Raw genomic sequence first — 2,443 nt, forward strand, 5'->3', positions numbered from 1 at the left:
CCCGACGTACCCGACGTTCGCACGCAAGAGATGACGCCGCTTGCACCAATCCCTGAGCCCCACTGGGCCACACCGGCCGGAGACAATCCGACGACCACCATCGCCGGATTAGCGCCCTCGATCGTCGAGGCACCAACGGGCCCCGACCTCTCGGCGACGACACAGATTCCCGCGCAGTCCGTGTCGGACACGGCGATCATGGCCGCGATTCCTGGCGGCCCTACCGACGGGTTCCCCGTCGTGTTCGACGGGTCGGATGACCTTCACGAGTACCCGCACGGACGTGAACCCTTCAAGCTCAAGCTCGTGTTCATCTTGTCGGTCTTCGGTGCGATTGCGGTACTCATGACCGCGGTTGCAGACATCATCGACATCCGGACATCTGCGCCGATCGACGGCATCGCCACCGGCATCCGCACACTCGAAACACTCGGGACGAACCTCGCGGTCGCCGGATTCTTCGGCGCCACCGTCATGACACTCGGCGGCTTGCTGGCCTGCTTCGGATTTCGCTGGGGCGCTGGCCTCGCTGGTGGTGCTGGTCTCGCACTCACAGGGTGGGCTGCCTTGGTCATCGGACTTGCCGAACTGAGGATCGCGAGCGCGGAGTCGATCACCCGACAGACCACTGACATCGCCTTCACCCTCAAGGTCACCCGCGACCTCGGATTCTGGCTGGTCGTTGCCGTGGCCATCGCGGGGATCCTCGTGTTCGTCGCATCGTTGCGATCCTTCGGCACTGGCGGGTGGCCTGCACTCAACCCCTGGATCGCGGCTGTTGGTGCGGTGGCCGGCGTGATCCTGAGCGTTGGGCCACTCTTACCCGAAGGCAACGCGACGTTCAGCAACAACTTCCGATCTCCCACCACCGTGCTTGACCTCCCCACAGCGTATTTCACGGGGCGCCTCGTGCAGCTCGCCCTGATTGCTTTCGCGATCGTGCTCGGCCTCCTCGTCGTCAGGGCGTACGGGCTGGGGCTTGCAGCAGGTGGCGTGAGCGTGGCCGTGTGGATGTGGCTCAGCTCGCTCGCTGGAATCGGCACCTTCCCGCTCGGCATAGCCGCCGGCAACTTCGGCGCGGGTGACACCACCCCGCACGCCGTCACCACGGTCGGGATGGTCCTGACGATCGTCATGCTGGTGGTCGCTGCGGTCCTTGCGACGATCGGTTCTCAGCGACAACGCCACACGACCAACTGAATTCGGCGTTGCCCGCACCATTGGGTGAACACATCTGTGAAGACTTCGGTCGAGTAGTCGGCTTCTGGACGAAGAGGGCGCGAAGGGTTCGGCTGCTTGCGGCCAGCGATCCATTTCCAGTCACCGATTTCCCTCTGGTGACCATCAGGACGTTGTTGCGATCGCTGTTCGCAGAGACTTCGACAACCGTCGCTCTCTGCCTTTCACGGATGTTGATGCTCAAGTATTGACGCAGTCCCGCCGAACCATTATCGAGATGTTCTGGATGATGGCTTTCTTCGCAATGATTACGGGCGGTCCATGGCAGGACCGCGTTCCGGTTGAAGACTTGGGTGTCGGCGACCGTGCCGCACAGGTCCAAGTCGAACAGCCAGTCGCAACGACGCCACCCACCACAACGCCACCGGTTGCTGCGCCGTCCGGCCGTCACACATTGACGATGCCTTCTGTCGGATTCGACAGCCGCGACATCTACAAAGGCGGACAGGAAACGATCGACTCCGGTGCCGTGACGGCCGTGACTGGCTGGGCTGGCACGTCGTCGTGCCTGCCACCATCGACATGCACTGTCTGGCTCGCAGCACACCGGACAACGCACGGATCAACATTCGGACCCGTCGAGCACCTGTCCGTGGGCGACATCGTCACGATCCGGCACGACAACGAACGCTGGGACTACCGAATCACACACAAGGACTACTGCAACACGACCGCCTGCATCTACGGCGATCTCGCCTTGCAGACATCGTGGCCCGGCACCCGGTTGTTCGCCTACGGCGAACGGGTCTAACCGCTCACGCGCTGCATAACTAGGGCCGTCACACCACTGTTATCTCGGTCCGCCTTGAGCTCTGCGGGTGTGAGCGTTGCTCTCCAGGCGGTTTCCAATCGGAGAACCCCGGGTCAAGTCGAAGGCTGCAAGAACGTGGCGAGCGCCGCAGCCGGTTCTTCGTTGGACTCTTCGATGTGGCGACGACAGCGGTCGATCCGCTGCTGTTTTGCACATGGTGTCCCTATGGGATCCAGAGAAAAGCGACTGACCGACAAGATGATCACCATGAGCGTTGTCACGGCCTGACGCAACCGCACCGATCAACCGGACGATGCCACACGCCAGTTTCCGAGCCCCAGCGATCAGGGCTGTGAGGCGACGTCGTCTACTGACGGTCGGCGACGCGTCGTGGTGACGTCGAGCGGTTGACCGGTCACACGATCGATCACGATCGGCTCGGTCCGATCCCCG

Annotated in this window: 1 protein-coding gene and 1 pseudogene; both read left to right on the forward strand. The window is 62.8% G+C overall.

Annotation, left to right across the window (positions count from 1 at the left end):
* Positions 1-1,200, forward strand: a pseudogene (locus ACH2DW_RS15250) (hypothetical protein); the annotation flags it as partial.
* Between the two features lie 268 nt (positions 1,201-1,468).
* A complete protein-coding gene (locus ACH2DW_RS15255; RefSeq protein WP_394930599.1) occupies positions 1,469-1,990 on the forward strand; it encodes a sortase domain-bontaining protein in 522 nt (173 codons plus the stop codon).
* The last annotated feature ends 453 nt before the right edge of the window (positions 1,991-2,443 follow it).

Origin of the sequence: uncultured Ilumatobacter sp., assembly GCF_963980585.1 — a bacterium.
In the GTDB taxonomy this organism is placed as follows: domain Bacteria; phylum Actinomycetota; class Acidimicrobiia; order Acidimicrobiales; family Ilumatobacteraceae; genus Ilumatobacter_A.